We start from the raw sequence: 26,898 nt of genomic DNA, 5'->3' as shown, positions 1-26,898 counted from the left end.
CGGCCCCGTCCGGCGCTGCGGACAGGCGCGGGGGCTCGTGGAAGGATGGCCGGAAACATCGCAGAGCAAGGAGATGACCGCGTGCCTGGCACGAATCTGACCCGCGAAGAGGCACAGGAGCGGGCGCGCCTGCTGACCGTGGACGCGTACGAGATCGATCTCGACCTCTCCGGAGCGCAGGAGGGCGGGACCTACCGGTCCGTCACCGTCGTGCGCTTCGACTCCGCCGAAGCCGGTGCGGAGACCTTCATCGACCTGGTCGCCCCCGCGGTGCACGAGGTCGAGCTGAACGGCAGGGCGCTGGACGTCGCGGCGGTGTTCCGCGACTCCCGGATCGCCCTGCCCCACCTGCAGGCCGGTGCCAACGAGCTGAAGGTCGTCGCCGACTGCGCGTACACCAACACGGGCGAGGGCCTGCACCGCTTCGTCGACCCGGTCGACGAGCAGGCGTACCTCTACACCCAGTTCGAGGTCCCGGACGCGCGCCGCGTCTTCGCGAGCTTCGAGCAGCCGGACCTCAAGGCGACCTTCCGGTTCACCGTAAAGGCCCCGGCCGGCTGGACCGTGATCTCCAACTCGCCGACGCCGGAGCCGAAGGACGACGTCTGGTCCTTCGAGCCGACGCCGCGCGTCTCCACGTACATCACCGCGCTGATCGCCGGTCCGTACCACTCGGTGCACAGCAGCTACGAGAAGGACGGCCGGACCGTTCCGCTGGGCATCTACTGCCGGCCCTCGCTGGCCGAGTTCCTGGACGCGGACGCGATCTTCGACGTGACCCGGATGGGCTTCGACTGGTTCCAGGAGAAGTTCGACTACGACTACCCGTTCGCCAAGTACGACCAGCTCTTCGTCCCCGAGTTCAACGCGGGCGCGATGGAGAACGCGGGCGCGGTCACCATCCGCGACCAGTACGTGTTCCGGTCCAAGGTGACGGACGCGGCGTACGAGACGCGGGCCGAGACCATCCTGCACGAGCTGGCCCACATGTGGTTCGGCGACCTCGTCACGATGGAGTGGTGGAACGACCTCTGGCTGAACGAGTCGTTCGCCACGTACACCTCGGTCGCCTGCCTCGCGTACGCGGAGGGCTCCGGCTGGCCGCACTCGTGGACCACGTTCGCCAACTCCATGAAGACCTGGGCCTACCGGCAGGACCAGCTTCCCTCGACGCACCCGATCATGGCGGACATCCGCGACCTGGACGACGTCCTGGTCAACTTCGACGGCATCACGTACGCCAAGGGCGCCTCCGTCCTCAAGCAGCTCGTGGCGTACGTCGGCATGGACGAGTTCTTCAAGGGCGTGCAGGCGTACTTCAAGGCGCACGCCTTCGGCAACACCCGGCTGACCGATCTGCTGGGCGCGCTGGAGGAGACCTCCGGCCGCGACCTGAAGACCTGGTCGAAGGCGTGGCTGGAGACGGCCGGCATCAACGTCCTGCGCCCGGAGATCGAGACCGACGAGAACGGTCACGTCACCTCGTTCAGCGTGCTCCAGGAGGCGCCCGCGCTGCCCGCCGGCGCCAAGGGGGAGCCGACGCTGCGCCCGCACCGGATCGCGATCGGCTGCTACGACCTGGATGCCGGGGGCAGCCTGGTGCGTACGGACCGGATCGAGCTGGACGTGGACGGCGAGCGCACCGCCGTGCCGTTCCCGGCCGGCACGGCGCGCCCGGCGGTCGTCCTGCTCAACGACGACGACCTGTCGTACGCGAAGGTCCGCCTGGACGCGGAGTCCCTGCGGGTCGTCACGGAGCACCTGGGCGACTTCACCGCGTCGCTGCCGCGCGCCCTGTGCTGGGCGTCGGCCTGGGACATGACGCGGGACGGCGAGCTGGCCGCCCGCGACTACCTGGCGCTGGTGCTGGCCGGGATCGGCAAGGAGTCGGACATCGGTGTGGTGCAGTCGCTGCACCGCCAGGTCAAGACGGCGATCGACCTGTACGCGACGCCGGAGTGGCGCGAGGCGGGCCTGACGCAGTGGACCGAGGCGACGCTCGCGCACCTGCGCGCGGCGGAGCCGGGCAGCGACCACCAGCTGGCCTGGGCGCGCGCCTTCGCGGCCACCGCCCGCACCCCGCAGCAGCTGGACCTGCTGCGCGCGCTGCTCGACGGCGCCGAGGCGATCGAGGGCCTGGCCGTGGACACCGAGCTGCGCTGGTCGTTCGTGCAGCGGCTCGCGGCCACCGGCCTGATCGACGAGGAGGAGATCGACGCCGAGTACGCGCGGGACCGGACGGCGGCGGGCGAGCGCCACGCGGCCTCCGCCCGTGCGGCGCGGCCCACCGAGGAGGCGAAGGCCGAGGCGTGGGCGTCGGTCGTGGAGTCCGACAAGCTGCCGAACTCCCTCCAGGAGGCGGTCATCGCGGGCTTCGTGCAGACCGACCAGCACGAGCTGCTGGCCCCGTACGCGGAGAAGTTCTTCGCCTCGGTGAAGGGTGTCTGGGACTCGCGGAGCCACGAGATGGCCCAGCAGGTCGCCGTCGGCCTGTACCCGGCGCTCCAGGTCTCGCGGGAGACCCTGGACGCGACGGACGCCTGGCTGGCCGCGGCCGAGCCGGGCGCGGGTCTGCGCCGGCTGATCTCGGAGTCCCGCTCGGGCGTGGAGCGCGCGCTGCGGGCGCGGGAGGCGGACGCGGCGGCCGCGACCGCGTAACCGGTACGTGTGAGTAAGGCCGACCGGCGAATGGGGGGTGGGTGAAGGAGCGGGGCTGGGCGCGTGCGGCTGCAAGGCGGAGGATTGAGGCATGGCGGAGCCATGGTGATTGACGACAACGCCGGAGGGGGCCCCTCCCTGGTCGAGCGAAGCCGAGAGCTTGGGGGAGTGCGTGCCCAGCCCCGCGACGCCGCCCCCCATTCGCCGGTCGGCCTTAAGGGGCACCCCTCGGGAGGGGTGCCCCTTGTCCGTGCCCGGGTCCGTCAGGCGCGGGACGCCTCGTGGCGGGCGGCCAGTTCGGCGGCGCCGGTCTCCGTGAGGGAGCCGTGCAGGCGCATCCGGGCGACCCCGCCGTCCGGGAAGGCGTCCAGCCGGACATGGGTGACCACGGCCTCCTCCGGCAGCGGGAAGCGGTGGACGGTGTCGGGCTGGAGCCGGGTGCGCGGGATGATCTCGAACCAGTCGCCGTCCTCGCCGTCCCGGCCGTGCAGGGCGATCCAGCCGGCCGCGTTGCCCAGGAGGCAGGCGGTGTCGATCTCGACCGCGCGGACGGCGCCCTGGGCGGGCAGCCGGAAGCGGACCCAGTCGTTGGTGCCGCGGACCCGGCGGCGGCGGTTCTCCCAGCCGTCGTCCATCTTGCGGGAGGTGCCGGGCAGGATGATCTGGGTCGGCGAGGAGTAGAAGCGGTCCGAGGCGTCCTCGTAGCTGCCGCCGTTGAGGACCGCGATCAGGTCGAAGGTGCCGAGCGCGGCCAGCCAGGACGGGTCGGGGACCACTTCGCCGTGCACGCGCAGGCGGGCGATGCCGCCGTCGGGGTGCTGGCAGAGCCGGATGTGGGTCCAGCGGCGTCCGCCGGTGACCTCGAAGCCGTTGGCGGCGTGGCCGCGTACGGGGGTCGGCGGGACGATCTCCTCCCACTTCACGTCGTCGGCGAGCAGCTCGTCGGGGCCGGGCGCGCCGTCCACGCAGGTGGCCTGGACCGAGACGCGCTGCGGGTAGTTGCCCCGGAAGTGGGCGGTGTCGACGACGATGCCCCGGATGATGCCGGGGGCGCCGAGGCGGATCAGGGCCCAGTCGTGGTCGTCGGGGGCAGGGAACGGATGGGCGGCGTCGGTGCCGCGCCGGCGGCGGGTCTCCCAGCCGTCCATGATCTTGCCCTTGTGGCCGAAGCGCTCGGGGTCGAAGACCGCGCGTTCGCGCAGGAGGAGGTTCTCGCGCTGGGCGAAGAACTCGTCGTTGGCGGCGATCACGCCCGCGCCGAGCCGCCGGTCGGCGAGGTCCACGAGGTCGGTGAAGGGGAGGTCGGCGGTGCGGTAGTCGGCGTAGGGGTCGCCACCGCCGTAGGGGGCCGCGTCGTTGGCGTGGGGATCGTCGTGCCGGGTCTCATCCTGTTCGGTGGTCATGGGCCCACTGTCGTACGCCGGAAGCACGTAGGTCCATCGAAAGTTTCCGCACGAACCGTTCAGGATTCCCGAATGGTCCGCCGGTCGGTCGCGGGGTCGTCGTACGGCCGCGCCGCCTCGCGCAGGGCGGCGAGGACCCGGGCGACGGCCGGGGCGTCCTCGCCCCCGCGCCGGACGGCGGCGACGACATGGCGCCGGGGCCGGTCCGCGTCCAGGGCCCGCATCACCACGCCCTCCCGGCCGTGCCGTTCCGCCGAGGCCATGCGCGGGACCAGGGCGATGCCCATGCCGGCCGCGACCATGGCGAGGATCGCCGTCCAGCCGGACGCGCTGTGCGCCCGGGCGGGTACGAAGCCCGCCGCCCGGCACGCGGAGCGGGTGATCTCCGACCAGGGGCCCGAGCCGCCGTAGATCCAGGGCTCGGCGGCAAGGTCGGCCAGCCGCAGTCCGGACGCGTCCGCGAGCGGATGGCCGGCGGGCAGGGCCACGTCGAGCGGGTCGGCGAGCAGCGGCAGCACGGTGAACCGGGGGTCGCAGGACGCGGGGGCGTCGGCGGCCAGCGACAGGGCCAGATCGGCCTCGGCGGCGGCGAGCAGTTCGTACGCGCGGGCGGCCTCCGCCTCCCGCACCCGGACGTCGGGGCCGGGGCGGCCGGCCGTGCGCAGCAGCTGCACGGCGGGGACGACCAGGGCGGGGACGGCGGTGGCGAACGCGGCGACGCGCACCTCGCCCGCCTCGCCGCGCAGATAGCCGGTCAGTTCGGCGTCGGCGCGCTCCAGCTGGGCGAAGACCGCCTCGGCGTGCCGCAGGACGAGATGGGCGGCGTCGGTGAGCCGCACCCGCCTGCCCTGGGCCTCCAGGAGTGGCACGCCGAGCTGTTTCGCCAGGTTGGAGAGCTGCTGGGAGACGGCGGACGGGGTCATCAGCAGGGCGTCGGCGGTCGCGGTGACCGTGCCCCGGTCGCGCAGGGTGCGCAGGATGCGGAGCTTCTTGACGTCCCACTCGGTCATGGCCGCGACCGGCCCCGGCCGCCGGGCAGGTGGGTCAGACCTGCTTCTTCGACTTGTCGAGGACCATGACCAGGCCCGTGATGACGGCGAACAGGACGATGGGCGCCGCGACGTACAGGCCGAGGGTGTCGAGCACGCTCAGGCCCGGGCCCGGGTCGTCGCCGTCGTCGCGGGTGAGCGCGAGCGCGGGGGACGACATGAGCAGCATCATCAGCGTCGTTCCGGCGGCGACGGCGCCGGCGCGCATAGCGTTCTTCTTGTCCACGGTGCCAACGTAGCGAACGCCCGCGCGGGCCGCGCGTCCGGGGTGCCGTACGGGCGCTCAGCTGCCTCCCCCCGCCGGGTGCGGTACGTCCATCAGGCGGTGCAGCCGGGGCGAGGCGGCGAGCTGTTCCAGGGTGACGGGGCGGCCCTCCGCGTCGGCGACGGGCAGCCGCCAGTTGGGGTACTCGTCGCAGGTGCCGGGGATGTTCTGCGGGCGGCGGTCGCCGATGGTGTCGGGCAGCCAGATCCCGGTGAGCCGGGCGGGGGTGCGCAGCAGGAAGCGGTGGACGGCGCGCACGGCCGCCTCCTCGTCGCCGCCTCCGGGGAGCGGGCCGGGGGCGCCCTCGGGGAGCAGTCCGAGCCGGGTGAACAGGGCCAGCCACTCGGCCGTCTCGGCGCCGTCCCGCCGGTGTTCCTCGTCCGGGGGGCCGGTGAGCAGGCCCAGCCGGTGGCGCAGCGTCACATGGTCGCCGGTCAGCCGGGCCGCGGTGGAGGGCAGGTCGTGGGTGGTGGCGGTGGCCAGGCAGTCGGCGCGCCAGCGCTCGGGGGCGAGGGGCCGGCCGTCGCCCGCCCAGTCCCGCTCGAACCAGAGCACCGAGGTGCCGAGCACGCCGCGCCGGGCGAGCGCCTCGCGGACTCCGGGTTCGACCGTGCCGAGGTCCTCGCCGATGACGGCCGCGCCGGCCCGGTGCGCCTCCAGGACCAGGACGGCGAGCATGGCCTCCGCGTCGTAGCCGACGTAGGTGCCCTCGGTGGGCGGGCGGCCCTCGGGCACCCACCAGAGCCGGGACAGGCCCATGACGTGGTCGATGCGCAGGGCGCCCGCGTGGGCGAGGAGGCCGCGCAGCAGGTCCCGGAAGGGGGCGTAGCCGCTCGCGGCGAGGGCATCGGGGCGCCAGGGGGGCAGGCCCCAGTCCTGGCCGCGCGCGTTGAAGGCGTCGGGGGGCGCGCCGACGGACATGCCGTGGGCGAAGGTGTCCTGCTGGGCCCAGGTGTCGGCGCCCGAGGGGTGCACGCCGACCGCGAGGTCGTGGACGATGCCGACGGTCATCCCGGCGTCCAGGGCGGCGCGCTGGGCCTCGGCGAGCTGGGTGTCGGTGAGCCAGGCGAGCCGGCAGTGGTGGTCGACCCGGTCGAGCAGTTCGGCGCGGGCGCGGGCGGTGGCGTCGGAGCGCGGGTCGCGCAGCCCGTCCGGCCAGCCGCGCCAGTCGGGGCCGTGCGCCTCGGCGAGCGCGCACCACAGGGCGTGGTCCTCCAGGGCCCGGCCCTGGCGGGCGAGGTAGTCGCAGTACGCGGCGTGCCGGCCGGGGGTGAGGGGGACGGCGAGGATCAGGTCGAGGGCTTGGCGCTTGAGGTCCCGTACGGCGTCCCGGTCGATGAGGGCGCCCTTGTCCAGGACGGCTTCCCGCAGCCGGGCGCCCTTGCGGCGCAGCGCGTCGAGGGCGGCCGGGTCGGGGACGTGGCCGTACTCCGGGACGGACTCGACGCGCAGGTGCACCGGGTCCGGGAAGCGCCGGGACGAGGGGCGGTAGGGCGAGGGGTCGGTGGGGGCGCCGGGGACCGCCGCGTGCAGCGGGTTGACCTGGACGAAGCCGCAGCCGAGCCGGCGGCCGGACCAGGAGGCGAGGTCGGCGAGGTCACCGAGGTCGCCCATGCCCCAGGAGCGGCCGGAGAGCAGGGAGTAGAGCTGGACGAGGAAGCCGTGGCCCCGGCCGGGGGGCTGCGGGGCGCGGGGCGGGGCGACGACGAGTGCGCAGCGCTGCTCCCGGTGGTCCGGGGCGCGGGCGGTCAGCCGGTGGACGCCGAGCGGGGGTTCGGTCCACCAGGGGTGGCCGGACGGTCCGGGCTCCCCGGCGGACCGGGATGCGGCACCGGGTCCGGCATCGGGTCCGGGCTCCCCGGCGGGCACCCGCATCGGTGCCTCCCGTGCCCCGCCGCTCCCCCGCGCCCCGTCCGGCGGCCCGACCGTCAGTTCCGTGCCGGTCGGCAGGCCGGTGAGCGCGGGCGGCAGCGGTTCGCCGGACCAGACCACCACCGTGTCCGGGAGGAGCCGGGCGCGGGCCGCCGACTCGGCGGCGGCGAGCGCGGCCCGTACCGCCTCGGGTGTGGTGGCGTCCACGCCGAGCGCGCCGAGCACGGCGACGACCGTGCTCTCGGGCACCGGCGCGGTGGGGCCGGAGGGCGGGGAGAAGGAGGTGGCGACGCCGTGCAGGGCGGCGAGCCGGGACAGGCCCATTCAGACTCCTGGGGACTCCGGGCCCCACGCGCAACCGGTCGCGGCCGGTTCGCTGGTCAGCGGGGCGAGGACGGCGAGCGGCGGCTCGCTGGTCAGGGGGGTGGCCTCGGCGAGCGGGGGCTCGCTGGTCAGGGGTATGGCGCCGGATGCCTGTTGGGGGAGGTCGGAGAGCGGGAGCTGCGCGGTGGCGGGCATGGTGGCCTCCTGGCCGTGGAGAACAGGACAGTGACGGCCTACCCAGCGGACGCCGCCGCAGACGTAGGCGTTATGACAACGAGTTCAACGTGCCGCGGGTCACATTCCGTTCCCACGGGGCCGGTTGCCCGCAAGACGTTCGCCGATTTAGGCCATTCGGCGCTGTCTTTCGCGTAGGGGACCGCCCTGCGCGGCGCGCCCGCCGCACCGCTCGTACCAGGACATTCCGCCATCGAACGCCTCGCACATTGACACCCTCGCGCGCGGGGTGGTGGGCTCGGAGCCCGAGGTGGGAGCGAGGGGAGAGACCGCGATGGGGCTCAGTGGCAGGACGCGGGCGACGGCGGTGGCCGTGGCCGTGCTCGGCGGGCTGCTCTCCGCCGGTGCCCCGCCCGCGCTCGCCGCTCCCCCGGACCCCGCGAGCGCCTCCGCCGCCGGGCCGGGGCGCACGGCGCAGGGCGCGCCCCCGGCGGTGTGGCCGCGCCCGCAGAGCATGGCGGCGGCCGGTCCCGGGGTCGCCCTGGGCCACGAGGTCACGCTGGTCGCGGACGCGGCGGCCGATCCGTACGCCGTGGCGGTGCTGCGCACGGTCCTGCGGGACGCCGGGGTGCGCACGGTCCACGAGGCGCTGCCGGGTGCCGGGCCGGTGATCCGGCTGGGCGGCGCCGGGGCGGCGGACGCGCTGCGCGCCCTGGGCGCGCCGGACCGGGCGGACCTGCCGGCGGGCGGTTACCGGCTCGCGGCGGGCCGGGCCGCGAAGCGGGGCACGGTGGCGCTGGAGGGCGTCGGCGAGGACGGGCTGTTCCACGCGGTGCAGACGCTGCGCCAGCTGGTCCGGGGCGGGAAGGTCGCCGGGGTCACCGTCCGGGACTGGCCGGCCACGGCGGTGCGCGGGCTGACCGAGGGGTTCTACGGGCAGCCGTGGAGCCGGGAGGACCGGCTCGCGCAGATCGACTTCCTGGGGCGCACCAAGCAGAACCGCTATCTCTACGCGGCGGGCGACGACCCGTACCGGCAGGCCCGCTGGCGCGACCCGTATCCGGCGGAGCGGCGCGCGGACATCCGGGAGCTGGCCGACCGGGCCGCCGCCGCGCATGTGGTGCTCGGCTGGGCGGTGGCGCCGGGCCAGTCCATGTGCCTGTCGTCGGACGGCGATCCGAAGGCGCTGAACCGGAAGATCGACGCGATGTGGGACCTGGGGGTGCGCGCCTTCCAGGTGCAGTTCCAGGACGTCAGCTACAGCGAGTGGCACTGCGCGGCCGACGCGGACACGTTCGGCAGCGGCCCGGAGGCGGCGGCCCGGGCGCAGGCCCGCGTGGTGAACGGTGTGGCCCGGCATCTGGCCGCGCGGCATCCGGGGGCGGCGCCGCTGTCGGTGATGCCGACGGAGTTCTACCAGGACGGCGCCACCGCGTACCGCACCGCGCTCGCCGGGGAGCTGGCGGACGGTGTGGAGGTCGCCTGGACCGGGGTCGGGGTCGTGCCGAGGACGATCACGGGCGCCGAGCTGGCGAGGACGCGGGCCGTGTTCGGGCATCCGCTGATGACCATGGACAACTACCCGGTCAACGACTACGCGCACGACCGGATCTTCCTCGGCCCGTACACCGGCCGGGAGCCCGCCGTGGCGGTGGGCTCGGCGGCGCTGCTGGCCAACGCGATGGAGCAGCCGTCCGCCTCGCGCGTCCCGCTGTTCACGGCCGCCGACTTCGCGTGGAACCCGAGGGGCTACGACCCCGCGCGGTCCTGGGAGGCCGCCATCGACGACCTCGCCGGTTCCGGCGGGGACGGCGCCGACGCGCTGCGGGCCCTGGCGGGCAACAGCGCGGGTTCGGTGCTCGGCGGCACCGAGTCCGCCTATCTGCGGCCGCTGATCGCCGCGTTCTGGAAGGCGTACGCCGGTGACGACGCCGGCGCGCTCGACGCGGCGGCGGACCGGCTGCGGGACGCGTTCGGCGAGATGCGCGCGGCGCCGGGCGGTCTCGCGGGGGTGGCCGGGGGCCGGCTCGGTGACGAGGTCCGCCCGTGGAGCGCGCAGCTCGCCCGCTACGGCCATGCCGGTGAGCTGGCCGTCGACCTGCTGCGCGCCCAGGCCGCGGGCGACGGGGCGGCGGCCTGGCGGGCGTCGCTGGCGCTGGAGCCGGTGCGCGAGGACATCGCGGCGGGCGGGGCGAAGGTCGGCGAGGGCGTGCTCGGCCCGTTCCTGGACCGGACCCGTAAGGAGGCCCGTTCCTGGACGGGCACGGACCGGGCGGGCGGCGAGGTGAGCGAGGCGCCGGGCAGCTATACGGTCCGGCTGGACCGGGCCCGTCCGCTGGAGGCCGTCACCGCGACGACCGTGCCGGACGCCGGGGCCGCCGCGGGCGCCACGGTGCAGGCGCATGTGCCGGGCGAGGGCTGGCGGTCGCTGGGCCGGCTGTCGGCGAGCGGCTGGACCCAGACGGCGGGCGGGGGGCTGCGGGCCGACGCGGTCCGGATCAGCTGGCCGGCCGCCACTCCGGCGACGGCCGGGTCGCCGCCGCTGATCATCCCGCCGCTGGCCGGGGCGTCCGTGGGCGCGGGCACCGCCCCCGATGTGCGCTCCCTGGTGCCGTGGTTCGAGGACGAGCCGGCCGCCCGGCTGGACCTGGCACGCGGCGAGACCGACGCCGTGATCGGCGGGAAGCCGCAGGAGGTGCGGGCCCGGCTGTCCGGGCGCCGGCCGGCCGAGGTGCGGGGCAGGCTGGTCGCGAAGGCGCCCGAGGGCATCGAGGTCCGGGTGCCGAAGCGGACGACCGTGCCGCGCGGCACGCGCACCGAGGTCCCGGTGGAGATCACGGTCCCGGCGGACACCCCGTCCGGGGAGTACGAGGTGCCGTTCTCCTTCGGCGGCGAGGAGACCACGCTCACCGTGCGGGCCTATCCGCGCACCGGCGAGGCCGATGTGCTGCGCGGGGCCACCGCCTCCTCGTCGGCGGACGAGACCGCGGACTTCCCGGCGTCCGCCGCGCTGGACGGCGCCCCGGAGACCCGCTGGTCCTCCCCGGCCGCGGACGGGTCGTGGTGGCAGGCGGAGCTGCCCGCCCCGGTCCGGCTGGGGCGGGTGGTGCTCGACTGGCAGGACGCGTACGCCTCCCGCTACCGGGTCCAGGTCTCCGGCGACGGGCGCACCTGGCGCACCGCGGCGACCGTGCGCGAGGGCGCGGGCGGCCGCGAGTCGGTGCGGATGGACGCGAAGGACACCCGGTTCGTGCGCGTCCTGGGCGACGAGCGGGCCACCGAGTACGGCATCTCGCTCTGGTCGGTGAAGGCGTACGCGGTGGCCGGGCACGACTGACCGCCTCCGGGCCCCGGCGGACGGGGTCCGGAGCCGGCGAGGGCCCGGAGACGACGAGGGCCCGGAGACGACGAGGGCCCGGAGACGACGAGGGCCCGGAGACGACGAGGGCCCGGTCTCAGGCTGAGATGCCGTCGATCCGGGCCATCGCGTCGTCCGCGCCGAACGGTTGCAGATAGGGCAGCCAGCGCGGGTCGCGATGGCCCGTGCCGATGATCCGCCAGGCGAGTCCGGTGGGCGGGGCGGGCTGCTGGTGGAGCCGCCAGCCCAGCTCGGGCAGATGCCGGTCGGCCTTGACGTGGTTGCAGCGGCGGCAGGCCGCCACCACGTTGTCCCAGGCGTGCTGTCCGCCGCGGCTGCGCGGAATGACGTGGTCGACGCTGGTCGCGGCGGCCCCGCAGTACATGCAGCGCCCGCCGTCCCGCGCGAACAGGGCCCGCCGGGTCAGCGGCACCGGACCCCGGTAGGGAATCCGGACGAACCGTTTGAGGCGGACGACGCTGGGGGCCGGGACGACACGGGTGGCGCTGTGCATGAGGGCACCGGACTCCTCGAGGCAGATGGCCTTGTTCTCGAGGACGAGGACGAGTGCGCGGCGGAGCGGTACGACGCCGAGCGGCTCGTACGACGCGTTGAGAACCAGGACATGCGGCACGGATGCCTCCTTGTACGCCGGCGGCGCGTGGCTCGCGCCGGGACGATCTCCGTTCTCAGTCTCCCCTCACGCCGGGTCATAGCGCCACCACGTGCGGAAAGGAATTTCACCGGGTGAGCCGCGTCTCTCCCCCCGCTCACGGCAACGGAGCACGGGTGATGCCCCGTTAGTGTGGTTGTTCAGCGCTGCACCACTCGGCGCTCACCCCCCAGGAGGTCTCGTCGTGTCCCTGTCCGCCCTGTTGGCCGCAGCCCCGTCACCGCAGCCCGGTGGCTCGCTGGACGAAGCCGCGGAGCAGGCCGGCAACGCCGCGGGCTGGGTGGAGGAGAACTGGTCCACCTGGCTGAACACCGGACTGCGGATCGTGCTGATCGCGGCCGTCGCGATCGTGCTGCGCCATCTGATCCGCCGTGCCCTGACCAAGTTCATAGACCGGATGAACCGCAGCGCCCAGGCGGTCCAGTCCACCGCGCTCGGCAGTCTGCTGGTCAACGCGGAACGGCGCCGCCAGCGCTCGGAGGCGATCGGCTCGGTGCTCCGGTCGGTGGCCTCGTTCCTGATCATGGGCACGGCGGCGCTGATGATCCTGGGCGCGTTCCAGATCAATCTGGCGCCGCTGCTGGCCTCGGCCGGGGTGGCCGGCGTCGCGCTCGGCTTCGGCGCCCGCAACCTGGTCACCGACTTCCTGTCCGGGGTCTTCATGATCCTGGAGGACCAGTACGGGGTCGGCGACCAGATCGACGCGGGCGTCGCGTCCGGCGAGGTCATCGAGGTCGGTCTGCGCGTCACCAAGCTGCGCGGCGAGAACGGCGCCATCTGGTACGTGCGCAACGGCGAGGTGAAGCGGATCGGCAACCTGAGCCAGGGCTGGTCCACCGCCGGGGTCGATGTGCAGGTGCTGCCCACGGAGGACCTGGAGAAGGTCCGTGCGGCGATCACCGGGGCCGCCGAGGAGATGGCCAAGGACGAGCCCTGGTCCGAGCGGCTGTGGGGTCCGGTGGAGGTCCTGGGCCTGGACGCGGTGCTGCTGGAGTCGATGACGGTCCGGGTCAGCGCCAAGACGATGCCGGGCCAGGCGGTGGGCGTGGAGCGGGAGCTGCGCTGGCGGATCAAGGTGGCGCTGGACGCGGCGGGCATCCGGATGGTGGCCGGCACCCCGGAGGAGGCCCCGCAGGCCGACCCCACGGCGGGCATGGCCGCCCCGTCCGCGTATGCGTCGGCGACCTCGCCGCAGTCCCTGGCGGCGACCCCGATCCCGCCGCCGAACACGGCGAAGTAGCCGCCCGGCCGGGGACCCGCGTGGTCCCCGGCCGGTGTCGTTTTCCGGCCGGACCGGTTTCCGGGTAACGCTTTGGTTGCCACCGGCCGTCAGGCCATTGACGCCCCGGTGGCAAGGGCCCTACCTTCCTTCTCACCGAATAGGAAACTTTCCTAACAGAGGGGCAGGTGCAGTGAGCATGGCCGGAAACACGCCGGGCACCCCCAGCGTTCTGCGCGCCATGAACGACCGTGCCGCCCTCGATCTCCTCCTGGCGCACGGTCCCCTCTCACGGACGCGGATCGGGAAGCTCACCGGCCTCTCGAAGCCCACCGCGTCCCAGCTGCTCGCCCGCCTCGAAGCGGCCGGACTCGTGGTGGCCACCGGCACCGCGGCCGGCCGCCCCGGACCCAACGCCCAGCTGTACGCGGTCAACGCCGCCGCCGCCCATGTCGCCGGGCTCGATGTGAACGCCCACCGGATCGTCGCGGCGGTCGCCGACGTGACCGGCGAGACGGTCGGGGAGTTCGAGCTGCGCACGCCCGGCCGGCGCGCCGAGAGCGTGCTGCGGCAGGTGACCGGGGCTCTGGACGGCGCGATCGCGGAGGCCGGGCTGACCAGGGCCGATGTGCACCGGGTGGTCATCGGCACGCCGGGCGCCTTCGACCCGAACACGGGCCGGCTGCGCTACGCCTCGCATCTGCCGGGCTGGCACTCCCCCACGCTGCTGGACGAGCTGGCGGCCGTGCTGCCGATGCCCGTCGAGTACGAGAACGACGTGAACCTCGTCGCCGTGGCCGAGCAGCGGCGCGGCGCGGCACGCGGCCACGACGACTTCGTCCTGCTGTGGAACGAGGAGGGCCTGGGCGCCGCCCTCGTGATCAACGGCAGGCTGCACCGGGGCTTCACCGGGGGCGCCGGCGAGGTCGGCTTCCTGCCGGTGCCGGGGGCGCCGCTGGTGCGCCAGGTCACCAAGGCCAACGCGGGCGGCTTCCAGGAGCTGGCGGGTGCCCAGGCCCCGGCCAGGCTGGCCCGGGAACTCGGCGTCGAGGGGGCGGTGCCGGACTCCGGCACGCATCACGAGGTCGCCGCCGCCCTGATCGGCCGGGCTGCCGAAGCGGTGGAGGCGGGCGAGGAGGGGCCGTACGGCCTGCTGCTCGACCGGCTCGCCACCGGGCTGGCCACCGGTCTCGCCTCCCTGGTCGCGGTGCTCGACCCGGAGGTCGTCGTGCTCTCGGGCGAGCTGTTCTCGCGCGGCGGCGAGCCGTTGCGCGCGCGGGTCGCGGCCGAGCTGGCCCAGCTCGCCGCGTCCAGACCCCGGCTGCTCGCCGGGGACGTCACCCACCATCCCGTTCTGCGCGGCGCGCTGGAGAGCGCGCTCGCCACGACCCGCGACGAAGTGTTCGACACCTCGCGCTGAACCCCCCACTCCCCGCATTCCCGTACACGTTCCGTCCTTCCTGCCCACCTCGTACCGGGAGACCCACCATGTCCGGAAACCGCCGGAAGCCGGCCGTCGCGCTCGCCGCGACCGCCGCGATAGCCCTGTTCGCCTCCGCCTGCACCGGGCAGAGCGACTCCGGGGCGCAAGACGACGCCTCCAAGGAGACGACCATCACCTTCTGGCACGGCTGGAGCGCGCCGGGCGAGGTGAAGGCCATCGAGGCCACGATCGACGCCTTCGAGAAGGCCCACCCCAACATCCATGTGAAGGTCGTCGGCAACATGACCGACGACAAGATCAACCAGGCGCTGCGGGCCGGCGGCTCCAAGGCGCCGGACGTGGTGTCCTCCTTCACCACCAACAACGTGGGCAAGTTCTGCTCCTCGAAGGCGTTCGTCGACCTCAACCCGTTCTTCGAGAAAGACGGCATCGACCCGGCGGCCACGTTCCCGAAGGCGATGAACGAGTACACCCAGTTCAACGGGGTGCGCTGCACGGTTCCGCTGCTGGGTGACGCGTACGGGCTGTACTACAACAAGGACGCGTTCGAGGCGGCCGGCATCGACAGCCCGCCGAAGACCTGGTCCGAGCTGGCGACCGTCGCGAAGAAGCTGACGAAGACCAAGGGCGACTCGTACGAGCAGCTGGGCTTCATGCCGAACTTCCACGGCTACGAGACCACCACCGAGCACTACCTCGGCGGCTGGAACCCCTCGTACTTCGACGCGGACGGCAAGTCGAACATCGCCAAGGACCCGGCGTTCGCCGACATGCTGACCACCCAGAAGAAGCTGGTGGACACGCTCGGCGGCTACGAGAAGCTGGAGAAGTTCCGGGCGTCCTTCGGTGACGAGTGGGGCGCCAAGCACCCCTTCCACCTGGGCCAGGTGGCGATGCAGCTGGACGGCGAGTGGCGTCTGGGCATGGCCGAGGACACCAAGCCGAAGTTCGAGATCGGCGTGGCCCCGATGCCCGTCGCGGACAGCGAGGCGGACACCTACGGCAAGGGCTACCTGACCGGCACCATCGCGGGTATCGCGGCCACCTCCGGCAAGCAGAACGCCGCCTGGGAGCTGGTCAAGTTCATGACGACGAACACGGACGCGGTCGTGAACTTCGCCAACGCGATCCACAACGTGCCCTCCACGCTGGAGGCGCTGAAGTCGCCGAAGCTGAAGTACGACCCCCGGTTCAAGACCTTCCTGGACATCGCGGCGAACCCGAACTCCACCACCACCCCGCCCTCGGTGAACGGCGGCGCGTACCTGGTGTCCCTGCAGAACCTCGGCTTCGACGTCGAGAAGGGCAAGCAGAAGGACATCAAGGCGGGTCTGGAGAAGACCGCGAAGGAAATCGACGCGGCGATCGACCAGGCGAAGTAGAGCCACCACGATGAGCACGTACACACTCCGTTCGAAGCGCCGCAGGTCGGCGCTTCGGACGGCGGCCTTCATGTCGCCGTGGCTGATCGGGTTCTGCGTCTTCTTCGCCTACCCGCTGATCTCCACGCTCTACTTCTCCTTCACCAGCTACGACGGGTTCGCCGCCCCCGAGTTCAGCGGCTTCAAGAACTGGTCGTACGTCTTCAACGACTACCCGCTGTTCTGGCCGGCGCTGCGCAACACGCTCTGGCTGGTCGTGGTGATGGTGACCTGCCGGGTGGTCTTCGGACTCGGTGTCGGGCTGCTGATCACCAAGATCAAGACGGGCACCGGGGTCTTCCGGACGCTGTTCTACCTGCCGTACCTGGCCCCGCCGGTCGCCGCCACGCTGGGCTTCGTCTTCCTGCTCAACCCCGGCACCGGGCCGGTCAACTCCATCCTGGGCGACCTCGGTCTGGGGACGCCCGGCTGGTTCACCGACGCCACCTGGTCCAAGCCGGCGCTGACCGCGCTCGCGGTGTGGGGCGTGGGCGACCTGATGGTGATCTTCATGGCCGCGCTGCTCGACGTACCGAAGGAGCAGTACGAGGCCGCCGAGCTGGACGGGGCGACCGCGTACCACCGGTTCCGGTACGTCACGCTGCCGAACATCTCGCCGATCATCATGTTCGCCGTGGTCACCGGCATCATCCAGACGATGCAGTACTACACCCAGCCGCTGGTGGCCGGGAAGGTCGCGTCCGGTGTCATCGGCGGCTCCGGCCAGCAGTTCGAACCGGGCTATCCCGACAAGTCGACACTGACGCTTCCGCAGCTGGTCTACAACCTCGGCTTCCAGCGCTTCGACTACGGCTCGGCCTGTGTGGTCGCGCTCGTTCTCTTCGCGCTCGCGATGGCGTTCACCGCACTGCTGATGCGGCGCCGCAGCGGACTGATCCAGGCAGGTGAGTGACATGGCGCAGGTTCTCGACACCCCGGCGACCGCGGCCCCGGCGAGCGAGCCCGCCTCGCCGGAGCGGCGCACCGCGCGCCGCAAGGCGCTGCTGCACTGGATCGCCGTGCACTCGCTCGGCGTGGCCGCGGCCCTCTTCTTCGTGCTGCCGTTCGTCTTCCTGGTGCTCACCTCGCTGATGAGCGACCACCAGGCGCTCACCCGCGATCTGTGGCCGCACCCCTTCGAGTGGGCCAACTACAAGAAGGTGTTCGACACTCCGGGCTTCCTGACCTGGTGGAAGAACACCCTGCTGTACGCGGGCCTGGGCACCGTCCTGACCGTGGTGTCCTCGCTGCCCGTGGCGTACGCGCTCGCCAAGTTCCGCTTCCGCGGCCGGCATCTGTCGCTGATGCTCGTCATCTCGATGATGATGCTGCCGCCGCAGGTCGTGGTCATCCCGATGTACCTGTTCTGGGCCAAGGAGCTGGACCTGTCCGGCTCGCTGTGGCCGCTGATCATCCCGATGGCCTTCGGCGACGCGTTCTCCATCTTCCTGCTGCGGCAGTTCCTCCTCACCATCCCGGACGAGTACCTGGACGCGGCGAAGGTGGACGGCTGCGGCGAACTGCGCACGCTGCTGCGCGTGGTGGTGCCGATGGCCAAGCCGGGCATCGCCGCCGTCGCCCTCTTCCAGTTCTTCTACGCCTGGAACGACTACTTCGGCCCGCAGATCTACGCCTCGGAGAACCCGGGCGCCTGGACCCTGAGCTACGGACTGGAGTCCTTCAAGGGCGCGCACCACACCGACTGGAACCTGACCATGGCCGCGACCGTTCTGGTCATGGCCCCTGTGATCGTCGTCTTCTTCTTCGCACAGAAGGCCTTTGTCGAGGGCGTCACACTGACCGGAGTAAAGGGCTGAACCATGAAGCTCGCTGTAGTGGGTGGCGGGTCCACCTACACCCCCGAACTGATCGACGGATTCGCCCGGCTGCGTGACACGCTGCCGGTCGAGGAGCTGGTCCTCGTCGACCCGGCCGCCGACCGGCTCGACCTCGTGGGCGGCCTCGCCCGGCGGATCTTCGCCAAGCAGGGCCACCCCGGCCGCATCGTCACCACATCGGACGTCGACGCGGGCGTCGCCGGGGCGGACGCCGTCCTGCTCCAGCTGCGCGTCGGCGGCCAGGCCGCCCGCAACCAGGACGAGACCTGGCCGCTGGAGTGCGGCTGCGTCGGCCAGGAGACCACCGGGGCCGGCGGCCTCGCCAAGGCCCTGCGCACCGTCCCGGTCGTCCTGGACATCGCCGAGCGGGTCCGGCGCGCCAACCCCGACGCCTGGATCATCGACTTCACCAACCCGGTGGGCATCGTCACCCGCGCCCTGCTCCAGGCCGGTCACAAGGCCGTCGGCCTGTGCAACGTGGCGATCGGCTTCCAGCGCAAGTTCGCCGCCCTGCTCGACGTCGCCCCCGGCGAGGTGCACCTGGACCACGTCGGCCTCAACCACCTCACCTGGGAGACGGGCGTGCGCCTGGGCGGCCCCGGCGGCGAGGACGTGCTGCCCCGGCTGATCGCCGAGCACGGCGACGCCATCGCGGACGACCTGCACCTGCCGCGCGCCGTCGTGGACCGGCTCGGCGTCGTCCCCTCGTACTACCTGCGGTACTTCTACGCGCACGACGAGGTCGTCCGCGAGCTGGGCAGCAAGCCCTCCCGCGCGGCCGAGGTCGCCGCCATGGAGAAGGAACTGCTGGCGATGTACGGCGACCCGGCGCTGGACGAGAAGCCCGCGCTGCTCGCCAAGCGCGGCGGCGCCTTCTACTCGGAGGCGGCCGTGGACCTGGCGGCGGCGCTGCTCGGGGGCGGCGGCTCGGCCCACCAGGTGGTCAACACGTACAACAACGGCACGCTGCCGTTCCTGCCGGACGACGCGGTCGTCGAGGTGCAGGCGAAGGTGGACGCCTCGGGCGCGACGCCGCTCGCCGTGCCCGCCCTGGACCCGCTGTACGCGGGGCTCGTCGCCAACGTCACGGCGTACGAGCACCTGGCGCTGGAGGCGGCGCTGCGCGGCGGCCGGGACCGGGTGTTCAAGGCGCTGCTCGCCCACCCCCTGATCGGCCAGTTCGAGTACGCCGAGGCGCTCACCGACAAGCTGATCGCGCACAACCGGGAGCACCTGGCGTGGGCGTGAACGGCGCGGTCCTGGCGATCGACGCGGGGAACAGCAAGACCGATGTGGCCCTCGTCGGCGCGGACGGCACGGTGCTGGCCACGGCCAGGGGCGGCGGGTTCCAGCCGCCGTACGTGGGCGTGGAGCCGGCGGTCGACGTCCTCGGGGACGCGGTGGCGCGGGTGCTGTCCGCGGCCGGCGCGGACGCCTCGTCGGTGGCCCATGTGTCGGCGTGCCTGGCCAACGCCGATCTGCCGGTCGAGGAGGAGCGGCTGACCGCGGCGCTGGCGGCGCGCGGCTGGGGCCGGACGGTCGAGGTCCGCAACGACACCTTCGCGATCCTGCGGGCCGGGGTGGACGAGCCGCGCGGCGTCGCCGTGGTCTGCGGCGCGGGCATCAACTGCGTCGGCATGGTCCCGGACGGGCGCACCGCGCGCTTCCCGGCGATCGGCCGCATCTCCGGCGACTGGGGCGGCGGTTCGGGCCTGTCCGAGGAGGCGATGTGGTTCGCCGCGCGCGCCGAGGACGGCCGGGGCGAGCCGACCGCGCTGGCCCGGACGCTGCCCGCGCACTTCGGTCTGGACTCGATGTACGCGCTGATCGAGGCGCTGCACCTGGGCCGCATCGAGGCGGAGCGACGGCACGAACTGACCCCGGTGCTCTTCGCGACGAGCGCGGCCGGCGACCCGGTGGCGCGGGGTCTGGTGGACCGGCTGGGCGAGGAGGTGGTGGCGCTGGCCTCGGTCGCGCTGAGCCGCCTGGAGCTGCTGGACGAGGAGGTGCCGGTGCTGCTCGGCGGCAGCGTGCTGGCGGCGCGCCACCCGCAGTTGGACGAGCGGATCGGCGAACTCCTCGCGGCGCGGGCCCCGAAGGCCGTGGTGCGGGTGGTGCGGGAGTCCCCGGTGCTCGGCGCCGGGCTGCTCGGCCTGGACCGCACGGGCGCCGCGCCGCAGGTGCACGCCCGGCTGCGGGCGCAGTACGCCTGAGCGTCCGGACGGCCCGGGAATCCGGGTTCCGGGCCGTCAGGGGCGCCCCTGCGCCTGCGGGTTGCGGGGCGCCTTTCGCGTGTCCGGGAACCGATCGGGTGTCCCGAACGTGTTGATGGTGGGGAGGACGGTTCGGCGGGGGATCGTGCCGTCCACCTTGATCAACGGCGCCGGTCTTGATCGAATGCCGTTGACCGCGGCCGGCCGTCGCGTGGTCCGGTGCCCGATCCAGGCGTTCTGGATGTGTGTGCCGGTCCCGGCGGCCATACTTCTGGCCGGGTACCAGTCCCCCGATCGGCCGGGGGGCGGGCCGCCGTCAATGACCGAGGGGGAGGTCACGTGACACACCCGCCGAGTGCGCGCCAGGCGCCGCACCGCGCTCCGGGGCAGCCGCCCGCGCCTGCGGCCGTACCCGTGCCGCCGCGGCCCGGCGCCCGTGCGGCCCTGGCCGGGCGGATGCGCGCCGCGGCCACCACCGAACCGGGCCGGCTGCGGATCATCGGGGCCGTCCTGGCGCTGCTGGTCCTGGCGTTCGGGGCGGTGACGGCGTTCGAGATCAGCGGCCGGGGTGACGCCGCCGACGATGTGGTGGAGCGCAGCCAGCCGCTCAGCGCGGACGCGGCGGGCATCTACCGCTCGCTGGCGGACGCGGACGCGGCGGCGGCGAGCGGCTTCCTGGCCGGTCCGCAGGAGCCGCGCGCGGTGCACGAGCAGTATGTGAAGGACATCGAGGAGGCGTCCCGGCTGCTGGTGAAGGCCGCGGCGAACACGGAGGCGTCCTCGGCGTCGGGCCGCGAGATCACCACGCTCAACGAGGGGCTGCCGCGCTACACGGGCCTGATCGAGCGGGCCCGCGCCAACAACCGGCAGGGCCTTCCGCTGGGCGGCGCCTACCTGCGGTACGCGAACCAGCAGATGTCCGGTGAGCTGCTGCCGGCCGCCGAGCGGCTGTACGCGGCGGAGACCGGCCGGCTGGAGGCGGACCACGGCTCCGCGCGGGCCTGGCCGCTGTTCTCGGTGGCCGCCGGGGTGATCGCGCTGGCCGCGCTGGTGTGGGCGCAGCGGCGCAACTACCGGCAGACGAACCGGGTGTTCAACCAGGGGCTGCTGGCGGCGACCGCCGCGGCGACGGTGCTGCTGCTGTGGCTGGCCGTGGGGCACACGGTGGCCAGGGCCGATCTGGCGGAGGCCGACGCGCACGGGCAGCAGTCGATGGACGTGCTCAACCGGGCGCGCATCGACTCGCTGAAGGCGCGCGCCGACGAGAACCTGACGGTGGTGGCCCGCGGCGCGGTGCTCACCGCGGACGGCAGGAACGACAAGTACGAGACCGATTACGCGGCGGGCATGAAGGCGCTCGGCGAGGAGCTGGCCGCGGCGGCGAAGCTGGCCGACGAGACCGGGGACACCGAGGGCGGCAAGCCGGTCGCCGCGGCGGCCGCCGCGGTCACGGAGTGGCAGGCCCGGCACCGTACCGCCCGGAAGACCGACGACGCCGGGGACTACGAGTCCGCGCTGGAGCAGATCATCGGCCAGGAGAATTCCACCGGAGAGTCCTTCAAGAAGGTGGACGACGCGCTGCGCGACGCCCTGGCGCACGAGCAGAGCGAGTTCACCCGTGCCGCGCGGGACGGCCGCGACGCCCTGGGCGGCCTGCCCGTGGGCGCGGCGGTGCTGGCCGTGCTGGGCGCGGTGGCGGCGATCACCGGCGTCAACCGCAGGCTCTCGGAGTTCCGGTGACAGGGGGAGCGATGACAGCGAAGGACCCGAGGACGGGCCGCGGACCGCTGCGCCGGCTGCGTGGCTGGGGCGGGGTGACGGCGATGGCCGCGGCCTGCGCGCTGACGGCGTCGCTGACCGTGCTGCCGCTGTCCCACGACGGCGACGACGTCTTCGGCCCCCGGATGACGGGGCCGGGCGCGGCGCGCGCCGTGCAGGCGCGCGCCGGCACGTGCACGGAGCCGGAGGCGAGTCTGCGGCCGGGCACGGTGGACGGGGACGCGGTCAGGAAGATCAAGGAGCGCGGCAAGCTCATCGCGGGCGTCGACCAGAACAGCTTCCAGTGGGGCTTCCGCAATCCGGAGTCCGGTCATCTGGAGGGCTTCGACATCGACCTGGTGCGGGCGATCGCCGAGGACATCCTCGGGGACGGCGACAAGGTGATCTTCCGGGCCATCCCGACCAATCAGCGCATCGCCGCGCTGGAGAACGACAAGGTGGACGTCGTCGTGCGGACGATGACGATCAACTGCGCCCGGCTGAAGCAGGTGTCGTTCTCGACGGCCTACTTCCAGGCCGGCCAGCAGGTCCTCGCCGCGAAGGAGGACCACTCGATCACCGGGTTCAACTCCACGCTGGCCGGCAAGCGGGTCTGCACCGCCGAGGGCTCCACGGCGTACGAGGCGCTGGAGAAGGAGTCGTTCGGCTCGGTCTACAAGGACGAGGCCGACGGCACGGCGGCCGACCGGGACCGGCTGACCGTCCCCAACCAGCTGGACTGCCTGGTGCGGCTCCAGCTGGGCGAGGTGGACGCGGTCGTCACGGACAACGCGCTGGCCGCCGGCCAGGCCGCCCAGGACCCGGCCGTGGAGCTGAAGGGCGACCCGTTCACCACCGAGTACTACGGCGTGGCGGCGAAGAAGGGCGCGGACGATCTGGTGGCGCGGGTCAACAAGGTGCTGGAGGGCTACCGCGCGGGCGGCTCGGACAGCCGCTGGATGAAGTCGTACCGCGCGTGGCTGGAGGGCGGCCTGCCGGGGATCGAGGCGCCGCCGGCACCGAAGTACCGGGACTAGATCCGTCCGAGGGCGGCGGCACTGATCCTGCGGGCCCCGGCCGGCAGGGAGAGCGGAGAGGTGATCGATGGGCGTCGCTGGCCCCTTCCCCGGCTACGCGGCCCGGCCCCCCGGCCCGGTCATGGACCGGGACGAGGCCGACCGTGCGCTGGCCCGGCTCGGCGCGGAGCACGAGGCGATCGAGACCTCGCTCCTCGCCCTCCAGGACCACGCGGGCCGCAGGCTCCTGGAGGGCGCCGAGCTGTCCGGCGTCACCCGGGAACGATGGGCCGTCACCGAGCGGTCGGTCACCCTGCTGTGGAGCTACTTCGAGGCGTACGCGGGCGTGCTCGACCAGGCGCGCGAGGTGCGGGCCAGGCGCCGCCACCCCAACCGCGAGGATCTGACGGTCCTGACCGAGCTGCTGCGCGGCCAGGGGGTCACCGTGGCGCACGCCGCCGCCGGGCACGACCCGTCCGTCACCGGCCCGGCCCGGCTCTCCGAGCGGTTCACGCTGGAGGAGCTGGTCGCCCGGATGAACCGGCTGTACGCGAGCGCCCTGGACATGGTGGTGGCGTCGGACACGGTGTGGTCGGCGATGCCCGCCCGGATAGACCTGCTCGCCGCCGAGCTGCGCCGCACGCACTCGCTGGCGCACTCGGTGGGCGTACGGCCCGGTGAGCATCCGGCGGGCGACGAGCTGGAGGCGATCACCGAGGAGCTGGGCACGCTGCGCGCCCAGGTGATCGCGGACCCGCTGGCGTTCTGGCTGCCGGGGCCGGGCAGCGCGGCGCCCGGCGGCGGGCGCCCGGACACGACACGCTACGACCGCGCGGCGCGGGCCCTGGAGGACGTACGGCGCGAGGTCGAGGCGGTGCTCGCGGTGCGGCAGGACGCCGAGCAGCGGCTGGTGCACCTGCGCGACGTGCTCTCCCGCGCCGACCGCACGCTGGCCGAGGCGCGGACGGCGCGCGGCGAGGTGCTGGCCAAGATCGCGGCGTCGGAGGTGCCGGTGGTCAACGGCCCGCCGACCGCCCTCCAGGAACGGCTGGCCGCCGCGTCGGAGTACCGCAGGCACGCCCGCTGGCACCGGCTGTCCCCGCTGCTGGAGGCGCTGGAGCGGGAGGCGGAGGAGGAGTTGCTGCGGGCCCGCGAGCAGTTGACGGCGGTGACCGCGCCGCTGGCCGTCCGGGCGGAGCTGCGCGGCCGACTCGACGCGTACAAGGCGAAGGTGGCCCGCAACGGCCTGGCCGAGGACCCGGTCCTGATCGAGCGGTACGACGCGGCGCGGCGGATGCTGTGGAGCGCCCCGTGCGATCTGCGGGTGGCCGCGCAGGCGGTGCGGCGCTACCAGGACGCGGCGCTGGAGCAGCTGGACGTCCCGTCGAGACGGCGGGGCGAAGAGGGGGAACGAACATGAGTACGCAGTGCCAGCGCCCCGCGTGCGAGGGCAGCTACGAGGACATGGGCGGCGGTGAGCTGTACTGCGACACCTGCGGTCTGGCGCCCGTCGTGTCGCCAGTGGGGTCTCCCCTGTTCGAGCGAAGCCGAGAACTTGGGGATGGGATGGTCGGTTCGCCGCCGACCGGGGTCGCGGTGGGCGGCCGGGGCAGCCGCGGGTCGAACAGCTCGTCGGCGCGCAGCGGTTCGCAGTCCTCGTCGCGGGCGTCCTCGCGCTCCTCGTCCCGGTCCTCGACGTCGCGGCGCTCGGTGTCGGGGCGGCTCTCGCGGTCGCTGTCCGGCGCGGCCACCGCGCATTCGGTCTCGGTGCGCTCCTCCGCCAGGTCGACCAACTCCTCGGGCCGCAACCGGCTGGGCGCGGGCCTGGTGCAGGTACCGGACGTGCCGCGCCCCGATCCGCGTACGGCCGTCATGGAGAACCCGGAGGTGCCCGAGCGCAAGCGGTTCTGCTCGCGGTCGGACTGCGGGGCTCCGGTGGGCCGGGCGCGGGGCGAGCGGCCGGGCCGCACCGAGGGGTTCTGCACCAAGTGCGGCCACCCGTACTCCTTCGTGCCCAAGCTCGAAGCGGGCGACGTGGTGCACGGGCAGTACGAGGTCGCGGGCTGTCTGGCGCACGGCGGGCTCGGCTGGGTGTACCTCGCGGTGGACCGGGCCGTGTCCGACCGGTGGGTGGTGCTCAAGGGCCTGCTGGACACGGGCGACCAGGACGCGATGGCGGCGGCGATATCGGAGCGGCGGTTCCTCGCCGAGATCGAGCACTCCAACATCGTGCGCATCTACAACTTCGTGGAGCACCTGGACCAGCGGACCGGTTCGCTCGACGGCTACATCGTCATGGAGTACGTCGGCGGCAAGTCGCTCAAGGAGATCGCCAACGAGCGCCGCACCCCGGCCGGGAAGCGCGATCCGCTGCCGGTGGAGCAGGCGTGCGCGTTCGGCATCGAGGCGCTGGAGGCGCTGGGCCATCTGCACAGCCGCAACCTGCTGTACTGCGACTTCAAGGTGGACAACGCGATCCAGACCGAGGACCAGCTGAAGCTCATCGACATGGGCGCGGTCCGCCGGATGGACGACGAGGAGTCGGCGATCTACGGCACCGTCGGCTACCAGGCCCCCGAGGTCGCGGAGCTGGGCCCGTCGGTCGCCTCCGACCTGTACACGGTGGCCCGGACGCTCGCCGTGCTGACCTTCGACTTCCAGGGGTACACGAACGTCTTCGTGGACTCGCTGCCGGACCCGGACAACATCGAGGTGTTCCGGACCTACGAGTCGTTCTACCGGCTCCTGGTGCGGGCGACCGACCCGGACCCGGCCCGCCGGTTCGCCTCGGCGGCGGAGATGGCGGAGCAGCTGACGGGTGTGCTGCGGGAGGTGGTGTCCCTGCAGAGCGGGCGTCCGCGTCCGGCGCTGTCCACGCTGTTCGGCGGTGAGCTGCGGGTCACCGACACGGAGCTGTTCGCGAACGGCGCGGGCGAGGTGTCGCGCCTGGGCGCCAGGGCCGCCGCGTCCGGCGGGCGCTTCGGCCGCCGGAAGGGCGCCGCGGGCGCCGGGGCGCCGGCCGCGCCCGCCGCCGTGACCCCGCCCGGCGGGATGCCGGGGGCGCTGCCCGCCGGGCCCGCCCCGTCGCCCGCGGGCGCGGCGCCGGTGCCGTCGGCCGCCACCCACGTCCGTACGCCGGGTGGCGCGGGCACCGGCTCGGGCCCGCTGCCGTACGCGCCGGCGGCCAGTGTTCCGGCGCCGCGCAGCCCGCTCCCGGCCCCCTCCCCCGGCGCCGCGCCCGCGGTGGCGGTGGGCGGCGCGCCCCGGCTCGCCGGGCTCGACGTACGCGGGACCTCGCTGGCGCTGCCCGTGCCGCGTGTCGACGCGAACGACCCCAACGCCGGTTTCCTGGCCGGGGTGATGGCGTCGGCGCCGGCCGAGCTGATCGCCGCGTTGCAGGCGGTGCCGGCCGCCTCGCTGGAGACCCGGCTGCGCGAGCTGCGGGCCCACCTGGAGATGGGCGACCTCGGTGCGGCGGCGAAGACCCTGGGCGAGCTGGAGGGACAGCACGCGGACGACTGGCGCGTCGTCTGGTACCGGGGCCTCACCTCGCTGGTGACCGGGGCCAACGAGAACGCGGCGCTGTCGTTCGACGCGGTGTACGACGCGTTCCCCGGCGAGCCCGCGCCGAAGCTGGCCCTGGGCATCTGCGCGGAGGTCCTGGGCCAGCTGGACAACGCCGCCGAGTACTACCGGCTGGTCTGGCTGACCGATCCCAGCTTCGTGAGCGCGGCGTTCGGCCTGGCCCGCGTGCAGATCGCGGCCGGTGACCGGAACGCGGCCGTCCGGACGCTGGAGTCGGTGCCGGAGGCGTCGATCCACTACACGGCGGCCCGGATCGCGGCCGTCCGGGCCCGGCTGCGCGAACGCGCCCCGGACGAACCGCTGATGGCGGACCTGACGGCGGCGGCGGCCCAGGTGTCGGGGCTCACCGGGCTCGGGCTCGACGCGGTCCGGCGGGAGAGGCTCGCGACCGAGGTACTCGGCTCGGCGCTCGACTGGGTACTCTCCGGTAGCCCGTCCGGCCCGCAGCCCGCCGCGCAGGCGGGGCCGCGCCCGGCGACGCTGCTGGGCAGCGAGCTGGACGAGCGCGGTCTGCGTTTCGGTCTGGAGCGTGCGTACCGGATGCTCGCCCGGCTCGCCGAGCCCGGCGACGAGAGGATCGAACTGGTGGAACGGGCCAACCGCTTCCGCCCCCGAACGTGGGTGTGAA

19 protein-coding genes and 1 pseudogene are annotated in these 26,898 nt (G+C 73.7%); 13 read left to right on the top strand and 7 right to left on the bottom strand.

Annotated elements, in window-relative coordinates; translation table 11 throughout:
• Positions 1-81: 81 nt before the first annotated feature.
• Entirely contained in the window at positions 82-2,658 is a 2,577-nt protein-coding gene (pepN, locus tag DNK56_RS07435) for an aminopeptidase N (protein ID WP_111331627.1), read from the top strand.
• 263 nt (positions 2,659-2,921) lie between these two features.
• On the opposite strand, the gene alc is transcribed toward pepN, so the two are convergent.
• The 5 genes and pseudogenes from alc to DNK56_RS07410 form a co-directional block, all read right to left on the bottom strand.
• Positions 2,922-4,061, bottom strand: a complete 1,140-nt coding sequence (gene alc / locus DNK56_RS07430; RefSeq protein ID WP_111331625.1) for an allantoicase — start codon at positions 4,059-4,061, stop codon at positions 2,922-2,924.
• 59 nt (positions 4,062-4,120) lie between these two features.
• Positions 4,121-5,071 carry a LysR substrate-binding domain-containing protein gene (locus DNK56_RS07425; protein ID WP_111331623.1) on the bottom strand — a complete coding sequence of 317 codons (951 nt, stop codon included), beginning with the start codon at positions 5,069-5,071 and terminating at the stop codon, positions 4,121-4,123.
• 34 nt (positions 5,072-5,105) lie between these two features.
• Positions 5,106-5,336, bottom strand: coding sequence for a hypothetical protein (locus DNK56_RS07420; protein WP_443064228.1), 231 nt, complete (start codon positions 5,334-5,336; stop codon positions 5,106-5,108).
• Positions 5,337-5,393: 57 nt separating this feature from the next.
• Positions 5,394-7,571 (bottom strand): 4-alpha-glucanotransferase, encoded by a 2,178-nt coding sequence (gene malQ / locus DNK56_RS07415; protein ID WP_111331619.1) that lies wholly within the window; start codon positions 7,569-7,571, stop codon positions 5,394-5,396.
• A pseudogene (locus DNK56_RS07410) lies at positions 7,572-7,763 on the bottom strand (hypothetical protein); the annotation flags it as partial.
• Positions 7,764-8,079: 316 nt separating this feature from the next.
• On the opposite strand from DNK56_RS07410, the gene DNK56_RS07405 reads away from it, so the two are divergent.
• Positions 8,080-11,082, top strand: coding sequence for a beta-N-acetylglucosaminidase domain-containing protein (locus tag DNK56_RS07405; protein ID WP_111331615.1), 3,003 nt, complete (start codon positions 8,080-8,082; stop codon positions 11,080-11,082).
• A 118-nt stretch (positions 11,083-11,200) separates the two neighbouring features.
• On the opposite strand, the gene DNK56_RS07400 is transcribed toward DNK56_RS07405, so the two are convergent.
• Entirely contained in the window at positions 11,201-11,737 is a 537-nt protein-coding gene (locus tag DNK56_RS07400; RefSeq protein ID WP_111331613.1) for an HNH endonuclease, read from the bottom strand.
• Between the two features lie 223 nt (positions 11,738-11,960).
• Between DNK56_RS07400 and DNK56_RS07395 the strand changes: the two genes are divergently transcribed.
• The 10 genes from DNK56_RS07395 (at position 11,961) to DNK56_RS07345 (ending at position 24,105) form a co-directional block, all read left to right on the top strand.
• The gene (locus DNK56_RS07395; protein ID WP_111331611.1) at positions 11,961-13,016 is read left to right on the top strand and encodes a mechanosensitive ion channel family protein; all 1,056 of its coding nucleotides are present in this window, start codon (positions 11,961-11,963) and stop codon (positions 13,014-13,016) included.
• A 178-nt stretch (positions 13,017-13,194) separates the two neighbouring features.
• Positions 13,195-14,415, top strand: coding sequence for an ROK family transcriptional regulator (locus tag DNK56_RS07390; protein ID WP_111331609.1), 1,221 nt, complete (start codon positions 13,195-13,197; stop codon positions 14,413-14,415).
• A gap of 68 nt (positions 14,416-14,483) precedes the next feature.
• Entirely contained in the window at positions 14,484-15,821 is a 1,338-nt protein-coding gene (locus DNK56_RS07385) for an ABC transporter substrate-binding protein (protein ID WP_111331607.1), read from the top strand.
• Between the two features lie 10 nt (positions 15,822-15,831).
• Positions 15,832-16,773 carry a carbohydrate ABC transporter permease gene (locus DNK56_RS07380; RefSeq protein WP_111331605.1) on the top strand — a complete coding sequence of 314 codons (942 nt, stop codon included), beginning with the start codon at positions 15,832-15,834 and terminating at the stop codon, positions 16,771-16,773.
• A 1-nt stretch (position 16,774) separates the two neighbouring features.
• Positions 16,775-17,677: a carbohydrate ABC transporter permease gene (locus DNK56_RS07375; protein WP_111331602.1), complete on the top strand. Its 903-nt coding sequence runs from the start codon at positions 16,775-16,777 to the stop codon at positions 17,675-17,677.
• Between the two features lie 3 nt (positions 17,678-17,680).
• Positions 17,681-18,946, top strand: a complete 1,266-nt coding sequence (locus DNK56_RS07370; RefSeq protein WP_111331600.1) for a 6-phospho-beta-glucosidase — start codon at positions 17,681-17,683, stop codon at positions 18,944-18,946.
• The gene (locus DNK56_RS07365; RefSeq protein WP_111331598.1) at positions 18,937-19,911 is read left to right on the top strand and encodes an N-acetylglucosamine kinase; all 975 of its coding nucleotides are present in this window, start codon (positions 18,937-18,939) and stop codon (positions 19,909-19,911) included. Before DNK56_RS07370 ends, DNK56_RS07365 begins: the two co-directional genes overlap by 10 nt.
• Before the next feature lie 339 nt (positions 19,912-20,250).
• Positions 20,251-21,651 (top strand): hypothetical protein, encoded by a 1,401-nt coding sequence (locus DNK56_RS07355; RefSeq protein ID WP_446750433.1) that lies wholly within the window; start codon positions 20,251-20,253, stop codon positions 21,649-21,651.
• An 83-nt stretch (positions 21,652-21,734) separates the two neighbouring features.
• Entirely contained in the window at positions 21,735-22,706 is a 972-nt protein-coding gene (locus DNK56_RS07350; protein ID WP_111331592.1) for a glutamate ABC transporter substrate-binding protein, read from the top strand.
• A gap of 67 nt (positions 22,707-22,773) precedes the next feature.
• On the top strand, positions 22,774-24,105 hold the full coding sequence (locus tag DNK56_RS07345; RefSeq protein ID WP_111331590.1) for a hypothetical protein: 1,332 nt from the start codon (positions 22,774-22,776) through the stop codon (positions 24,103-24,105).
• Between the two features lie 34 nt (positions 24,106-24,139).
• Here DNK56_RS07345 and DNK56_RS36665 read toward each other — a convergent pair whose 3' ends face one another.
• Positions 24,140-24,559, bottom strand: a complete 420-nt coding sequence (locus tag DNK56_RS36665) for a hypothetical protein (RefSeq protein ID WP_446750468.1) — start codon at positions 24,557-24,559, stop codon at positions 24,140-24,142.
• Between DNK56_RS36665 and DNK56_RS07340 the strand changes: the two genes are divergently transcribed.
• The gene (locus tag DNK56_RS07340; protein ID WP_446750435.1) at positions 24,453-26,897 is read left to right on the top strand and encodes a tetratricopeptide repeat protein; all 2,445 of its coding nucleotides are present in this window, start codon (positions 24,453-24,455) and stop codon (positions 26,895-26,897) included. The genes DNK56_RS36665 and DNK56_RS07340 overlap by 107 nt on opposite strands.
• Position 26,898 lies beyond the last annotated feature (1 nt).

Source organism: Streptomyces sp. AC1-42W (genome assembly GCF_003248355.1).
In the GTDB taxonomy this organism is placed as follows: Bacteria; Actinomycetota; Actinomycetes; order Streptomycetales; family Streptomycetaceae; genus Streptomyces.
Note: the sequence above shows the minus strand (reverse complement) of the source record. Positions and strands in the feature narration are given on the sequence as shown.